This is a genomic window from Myxococcus sp. AB025B (genome assembly GCF_006518215.1).
GTDB classification, from domain to species: domain Bacteria; phylum Myxococcota; class Myxococcia; order Myxococcales; family Myxococcaceae; genus Myxococcus; species Myxococcus fulvus.
The window spans coordinates 41,961-49,480 of sequence record NZ_SRLW01000031.1; the positions used below are offsets into that span (position 1 = coordinate 41,961).

Genomic DNA, 7,520 nt, shown 5'->3' on the forward strand with positions numbered 1-7,520 from the left:
CAGCCCCATCCCGGTATGCGTTTGTTCATCCCCTCCCTCACTTTCTCCAGCGGCCCGCTTTTCATTCCATGCGATTACCAACTCCTCTCTTGCAGGCACTGCACCGTGTCAGGAATGCGCTGACGCGAGCATGCGCCGTGGCGGTGGTGGTGGGTGTGGCGGGGTTCGCCTCGGACGCGAGCGCCCAGGCGGGCAACCTCGCCCTCAACCGGCCCACGGTGACGTCGTCCTCCGAGCCCGGGCTCGGGGGCACCTACGCCGTGGACGGAGACGGCGGCACGCGCTGGGGCAGCGCGTTCACCAACAACGAGTGGATCTACGTCGACCTCGGCGCGAGCACCTCCATCAACCGCGTCGTGCTCACGTGGGAGACCGCATACGCGCGCGCGTACACAGTGCAGACGTCCCCGGACGCGACGAACTGGACGAACATCCGCGCGGTGACGGACGGCGACGGCGGCACGGATGACCTGACGGTGACGGGCACGGGCCGCTACGTGCGCATCCTCTGCACGCAGCGAGGCGCCATCGACTACGGCTACTCGCTGTGGGAGCTGGCCATCTACGGCGGTGGTACGTCCACCACCGGAGACCTGGCGAAGAACCGCCCCGCCACGGCCTCCAGCGTGGAGGCCAACGCGGCGCACCTGGCGCCCGGCTACGCGGTGGACGGCAACACGACGACGCGCTGGTCCTCGTCGGAGGTGGAGGCGCAGCCGTGGATTCGCGTGGACCTGGGCAGCGCGCAGACCCTGGGCAAGGTGGTGCTCAACTGGGAGGGCGCCTTTGCGGCGACGTACGTCGTCGAGGGCTCGACGAACGACTCCACCTGGGCGCCCCTCGCGTCCAACATCACCGACGGCGCGCCGGGGCGACGGGAGGTCACGGTGTCGGGCTCGGCCCGCTACGTGCGTGTGCGCGCGCTCACCAAGGGCACCGGCTACGGCATCTCCCTCTGGGACTTCGAAATCTACGCGCCCGGCCAGGGCCCGCAGGAGCCGCAGCCGCAGACGACGAACCAGACCATCAAGCTGATGTTCCCGGAGCTGGCGTACGCGAAGATCAACGTCTCGCCCGCGCCGGTGAGCGTCACGCCGACGCCCGAGGAGGGCAACACCACGCCGTCGGTGCGCAACCCGCCCGGTCCCTTCACGTACGAAATCACCTTCGCGCCCAACACCACGGTGACGCTGTCGAAGAACCAGTTCTCCCCCACCGCGCCCAACACGGACATCCGGCTGGTCGTCACCGCGGCCAACGGCACGGTGCTGCGCGGACAGAGCGTCACCGCGCTCGCGGTGCAGGGCGCCGAGTGGAGGGTGGAGATCTATTCGACGGGCACCGGCCCCGACCGCGACCGCACCATCATCCCGGACCCGTACGTCGCGCCCGCGCCGCCGCCCGTGGCGGGAGCGTTCGCGCTGGTCGCCCCGGCCAACGCCGCCATGGTGACGAGCACGCGCCGTCCCACGCTCCAGTGGGCCGCCGTCTCCGGCGCGGCGAACTACAAGGTCTACCTGAACATCAGCCGTGACGACTACGACTGGATGGCGCCGGGCAGCCTGCTGGACCGCTACACGCTGATGACCACCACCACGGCGACGTCGTGGACGCTGGACCGCGACCTGCCCGACCGCTGGACGTACAAGTGGTACGTGGTGGCCACGCAAGCCAGCGGCGCCACCAGTCGCTCGGACCTGCGAACCTTCAGCCTGTACCTGCCCGTCGTGGAGACGGCGGACGACGGCGTCGCGCTCATCAACGGCATGCGCGACTTGAACAAGAACGGCGTCATCGACCCGTACGAGGACTGGCGCAACCCCATCGCCACGCGCGTCAATGACCTGATGGCGCGGATGACCACGCGCGAGAAGGCGCTGCAGATGTTCTACGAGGCGAAGACCTTCCCCGAGGCGGGCTTCACCATGGGGCCGCTGAGCCCCACGGACATCGTCGCCTTCCAGCGGGCCTCCGCGGCGACGCGGCTGGGAATCCCGAACATCGACGCGGGCGACTCCATCCACGGCTTCAAGACGAGCTGGCCCACACAGCCGGCGCTCGCGGCCTCGCGGGACCTGGACACCATCTACGAGCTGGGTGACATGCAGCGCCGCGAGCAGCTCGCGGTGGGCAGCCGGGGCACGCTGTCGCCGCTGGCGGAGGTGGGCACCAAGGTGCTCTATCCGCGCATCCAGGAGGGCAACGGCGAGGACGCGGACCTGGCGGCGGGCATCACCCGCGCGCTCATCGCGGGCCTGCAGGGTGGCCCCGAGGTGAACCCGCACTCCATCTGGGTCACCACCAAGCACTGGCCCGGCCAGGGCGCGGGCGGTGAGGCCGGCATCACCTACGACGGCACCACCATCCACTACCACATGCGTCCGTGGCACGCGGCGCTGGAGGCCGGCACCAGCGGCATCATGCCCGGCTATGCGGGAAGCTGGCTGCTCGGCCCGGAGGGCTACGGCGCGGGCGACAGCGTGGGCATCCTCAACTACCTGCGCGTGAAGCTGGGCTACCAGGGCGTCATCTGCTCGGACTGGCTGCCGTCGGGGGCGTGGGTGCGCTCGGCGAAGGCGGGCTCGGACGTCATGGGTGGCGCGAACCCCGCGCAGATGGGCGACTTCGAGACGGCGGTGCCGATTGCCCGCATCAACGAGTCGGTGCGCCGCATCCTGGACCTGAAGTTCCGCCTGGGCATCTTCGAGGACCCGTACCGCCGGGGGCCCGCCGGCACGTCCGAGTGGCACACGGCGGACCACAAGGCGCTGGTGCGCCGCGCGGCGCAGAACGCGATGACGCTGCTGAAGAACGATGGTGCCTTGCCGATTCGGCTCGGCGCGGGCTCGAGCATCGTCATCGCGGGGCCGTGCGCGGACGCGGGACCGTGCATGGTGACGTGGCGCTCGGACTTCCACGGCACGGAGTTCGGGGACCTGACCATCTACCAGGCCATCAAGCAGCGCGCGGAGGCGGCCGGAATCACGGTGTACAAGGACAACGCGCCCGCGGGTGTGACGCCCAGCGCCGCCATCGTCGTGGTGGGCGAGAGCTACTTCACGCACGGCACCGAGTGGGACAAGGAGAAGCCCTACCTGCCCGGAGACCCCATCGGCCCCGCGCACGACGCCAAGTGGGGCAACCAGTACGGCCTCATCACGGGCTTCCGCGCGCGCAACATCCCCACGACGACGGTGCTCATCCTGCCGCGTCCGTACATCCTCACCAACGTGGTGCCGCAGACCAACGCGTTGCTCGTGGCGTATCGGCCCGGAGACTCGGGCGGCCCGGCGGTGGCGGACGTGCTCTTCGGTGACGTGTTCCCGCGAGGCAAGCTGCCCTGGCAGCTGCCGCGCTCGCTGGACCAGATTGGCACCGACGTGGAGAACAACCAACTGGAGCAGTGGGACCTCCCGTTCGACCTGGGGGCCACGGCGGCGCAGCGCGCGGAGATTCGCTCGCGCATCGCGCAGGGCCTGCCGGTGCTGCCCATCTACGGCAACCCGCTGTTCCAGTACGGCGCGGGCATCGAGGGCTTCGGGCTGTCGGACTCGACGCCGCCCACGGCCTTCACGTTGCTGACGCCGGCGCCGGGCTCCACCCTCACCACGCGGCCGAACTTCACGTGGACGGCGAGCAGCGACCCGCAGACGGGCATCCACCGCTACGAGGTGTTCCTCGACGGCAGCCCGTTCCCCGTGGCCACGACGCGCACGAACTCCGCGCCGGTCATCAACGCGGCGCTGGGCAACGGACAGCACACCTGGTTCGTGCGCGCGTACAACTGGGCGGGCGGCGTCACGCAGTCGGCGACGGCGACCTTCACGCTCAACGACACGGCGCCCCCGGCGGCCTTCGCGGCGCTGGTGCCCTCGGCGGGAACGGCGGTACCGGGGGGCCCCACCACTTTCATCTGGGAGCAGACGACGGACGTGGGCGCGGGCGTGTCGAAGTACGTGCTGGTGGTGGACGGCGTGGACAGGACGCCGGACGTGACGCCCAAGGCGTACGTGGGCACGACGACGAACCTGGCGCTCGGGAAGAACGTCTCCGCGACGTCGTCGGAGTTCGGCAGCCCCAACGACGCGGTGGACGGCAACGCCACGACGACACGCTGGGCCAGTCGCACGGACGTGCCCTCTCCCAACACCGAGTCCATCACCGTGGACCTGGGCGCGGTGTACTCGCTCAAGCGGGTGAACCTGCGCTGGGAGGCGGCGTACGGGAAGCAGTACGCCATCGACGCGTCGGTGGACGGGGCCACGTGGCGCACGGTGTACACGGAGACCAACGGCAACGGCGGGCAGGATGACCTGACGGGGCTGAGCGGCGTGGGGAGATACGTCCGCATGCGCGGCATCGAGCGCGGCACGGGCTACGGGTACTCGCTGTGGGAGCTCGAGGTGTACGGCGTGGGCACGGAGCAGACGACGCTCACGGGCCTCGCCACGGGCAGCCACACCTGGCGGGTGCGCGCGGTGGACGGGGCGAACAACGCCACGTTGTCCAGTGGTCCCATCACGTTCACCAAGTAGCCCCAGGCCCAGGGGATGGCCGGGCCCACACCTCCGGCCATCCTCGCCGACCGCCCGATTTCGATGACCTCCGGCGCCTTCTGGTACGTGCCGTAACGCGACTCCCGAAGCCAGCGTCCGTTCTCCGCGGGGAGCGGACGCGCAGGCGTGGGGAGTCATGGCGAAACTTCGACAAGGGTCGAGCGCTCTGTTCCAAGCGCTCATGACGGTGGTGGGTCGTCGCGCACCGTGACCTCTCGGACCTGAGGGCCCTGCGGCGCGGGTGACAAGCTGTCACGACAGGCTGTCATCGTGCGGGCGAGGAGGGCTGACAGGACAGGCTGGCGTGGAGGTGCGTCGTCGCCTCTGCCGGCACGGTCCTCGGAGTGAAGACGTACCCTGGCATCGTGATTGCTCTTGTCCTGCTCACCCCCGCGATGGGGAAGGAGGCAGGACACGATGAGTTGCTCATTCCGGAAGCAGATGTGTCAGTGGGGCAGTGCCATCATCCTGGCGAGCGCGCCGTTCGTCTCGTTGGCGAGTCCGCCGGTGGATGTTCCCCAGGCGGCGCCGAACTTCCTCCAGGCGCTCTCGCATCAACCCGAGAACCTGGAGGTGAAGGTGACGGGGGAGAACACGTACTCGGTGCGGCGCAACCCGCAGGCGGAGCACGAGAAGACGTGCACGCAGAGCGGGGACGCGCGGTTCGTGCCTTCGTTCAAGGACGGCAAGGCGGTGGGGTTCAAGCTCTTCGCCGTGCGGCCCGGTTCCATCTACGCGAAGCTCGGGTTCCAGGAGCGGGACGTGGTGCAGAGCATCAACGGAATCACCCTGGAGACGCCGGAGAAGGCGCTGGAGGCCTACGCCCAGCTCGACACGGCGAAGCGTGTGGTGGTGTCCATCGACCGCGGCGGCACGGTCATCCGCAAGACCTACGACGTGGCGCGGTGAGGACAGCCGAAGGCCCGGAGACGGGGGCGCTCATGACGAGCGCCCGCTCGCGTCCCGGGCCGCGACGACGGCTCAGCCCAGGTTGTGGAACACGCGCTGGACGTCGTCGTCCTGCTCCAGGGCGTCGACGAGCTCCAGCACCTCGGTGGCCTTGTCCTCGGGCAGCTCGATGAGGTTCTCCGCGATGTACTCGGAGTCGGCGGAGATGGGCGCCAGCCCCTTCGCCTCGATGGCCGCCTGGAGCTTGCCGAAGTCCGCGAAGTCACACCGGATGATGAGCTGCTTCTCACCCTTCTCGCCCGTGCCCTCGCCCATCTCCTGCAACCCGTGGTCGATGAGCTCCAGCTCCAGCTCCTCCTGGTTGAGGCCCTCCGGGTTCAACCGGAACACGCCCATGCGCTTGAACATGAACCCCACGCTGCCCGTGGTGCCCATGTTCCCGCCGTTCTGGTTGAAGTGCATCCGCACGTTCGCCACCGTGCGCACCACGTTGTCCGTGGCCGTCTCCACCAGCAGCGCGATGCCGTGCGGCCCATAACCCTCGTAGAGGACGATTTCGTACTGCGTCGCCGTCTGACCGCTGGCGCGCTTGATGGCCGCCTCGACCTTGTCCTTCGGCATGTTCGCCGCGCGCGCGTTCTGCAACACCCGCCGCAGCGTGGAGTTCGAGTCCGGGTTGGGCCCGCCGGCCTTCACCGCGATCGCAATGTCCTTGCTGATGCGCGTGAAGACCTTCGCCATCTTGTTCCAGCGGGCCATCATCGTGGCCTTGCGTGTCTCGAAAATGCGTCCCATGGGTCGAGCGACTCGCGAAGAGAGGGGGCGCCAGGCGCGCCCCAGGTGAAGAAAGGGGGTTGCTGTAAAGGGCCCGGCCAATCTAGCGCAACTCGGCTGGAGCGCCCGCGCTTCGTGTGCGGGGCGGCGTCCTCCCGACGTTCGACCCGGGGACGACACGCGCGGGCACAAGCCCCCAGGGCCCACGCCCCCGCCGTCATCCACCCGGGTGACACGGGCCCGTCGACGACGGACCCGTGGGACTTCAGCGGACCTGCTGCGCCGCCGCCTGGGGCGCCGGCCGGGACGCGGGGGCCATGCTGTTGGCGCCCGTGCCCTGCTCACCGTTGGCGAAGGCGCGCTCCATGTGCGCGTCGAGCTGCCCCACGGCCATCAGCCCCGCCATCCGGAAGTCCGAGATGAACGACCACAGCGGGTACTTGAAGCTCGCCGGCTTGTTCTTCTCGATGAAGAAGTGGCTGAACCACGCGAAGCCGTAGGCCGAGACCAGCGCCGCCGGAATCAGCGCCGCGCGCCCCATGGCGATGGCCGCGATGCCCGTGGCCACGCCCAGGCTGGTGCCCACGAAGTGGAACCGGCGCGTCACCGGCAGCGAGTGCTCGCGCAGGTAGAACGGCCAGAACTCGGCATAGGTCTGGAGGGTGGGCTTGGACATGAAGTGAAGTTGTGTCCAGGCAGGGGCTCGGCGTCAACCCGCCGCGCGTCAGGAAGTGCCCTCCCGCGCCCGCTCCGGCCCCCGAGGGCAGGGCCGCCAGGCAACCAGGCGGGCTCGGGGAGGCTTGAACGGAATCGGACGTCCCGCGGCCGTCGACCCCGCAGTTTTCCGCCCGTCGCGCACCGGAGCACGTCGAGGACAGCGGCCCCTCCACCTCATCCACGGGTCGTGGGAGACTCGGGAGCAATGACGGATTGGATTCCCAAGCCGAACCCGACGGTGGACCTGCGCACGCTGGTGCTCAGCCCGGAGGAGGGCTTCGTGCTCTCGCGGCTCGACGGCGCCACGGCGGCCAGGAACCTCCCCGCGCTCACCGGGCTGCCTCCCGAGCGACTCCAGGGCATCCTCACCCGGCTCGTCTCCCAGGGCGCCCTGCTCCCCGTCGCCCAGGCCCCTGGGATCAACCCTCCCGGCATGCCACGGGCACGGGCAAGACGCTCGCCTACCTGGTGCCCGCGCTCTTGTCGGGCCGGCGCGTCGTCGTGTCCACTGCGACGAAGACCCTGCAGGACCAGATCTTCTTCAAGGACCTGCCGCTGTTGCGC

Annotated in this window: 4 protein-coding genes and 1 pseudogene; 3 read left to right on the plus strand and 2 right to left on the minus strand. The window is 69.5% G+C overall.

Going from position 1 to position 7,520, the window contains the following annotated elements:
* Nucleotides 1–68: 68 nt before the first annotated feature.
* Nucleotides 69–4,535: a discoidin domain-containing protein gene (locus FL311_RS07710; RefSeq protein ID WP_141324283.1), complete on the plus strand. Its 4,467-nt coding sequence runs from the start codon at nucleotides 69–71 to the stop codon at nucleotides 4,533–4,535.
* 438 nt (nucleotides 4,536–4,973) lie between these two features.
* Complete coding sequence (locus FL311_RS07715; protein WP_141324284.1) at nucleotides 4,974–5,465, plus strand: hypothetical protein; 492 nt, start codon at nucleotides 4,974–4,976, stop codon at nucleotides 5,463–5,465.
* Between the two features lie 72 nt (nucleotides 5,466–5,537).
* On the opposite strand, the gene FL311_RS07720 is transcribed toward FL311_RS07715, so the two are convergent.
* Both FL311_RS07720 and FL311_RS07725 read right to left on the minus strand, forming a co-directional pair.
* Nucleotides 5,538–6,260, minus strand: coding sequence for a YebC/PmpR family DNA-binding transcriptional regulator (locus FL311_RS07720; RefSeq protein WP_141324285.1), 723 nt, complete (start codon nucleotides 6,258–6,260; stop codon nucleotides 5,538–5,540).
* Between the two features lie 244 nt (nucleotides 6,261–6,504).
* Nucleotides 6,505–6,915 carry a DUF962 domain-containing protein gene (locus FL311_RS07725; protein WP_141324286.1) on the minus strand — a complete coding sequence of 137 codons (411 nt, stop codon included), beginning with the start codon at nucleotides 6,913–6,915 and terminating at the stop codon, nucleotides 6,505–6,507.
* A 246-nt stretch (nucleotides 6,916–7,161) separates the two neighbouring features.
* Here FL311_RS07725 and FL311_RS44960 point away from each other — a divergent pair.
* Nucleotides 7,162–7,356 (plus strand): annotated as a pseudogene (locus FL311_RS44960) (hypothetical protein); the annotation flags it as partial.
* Nucleotides 7,357–7,520 lie beyond the last annotated feature (164 nt).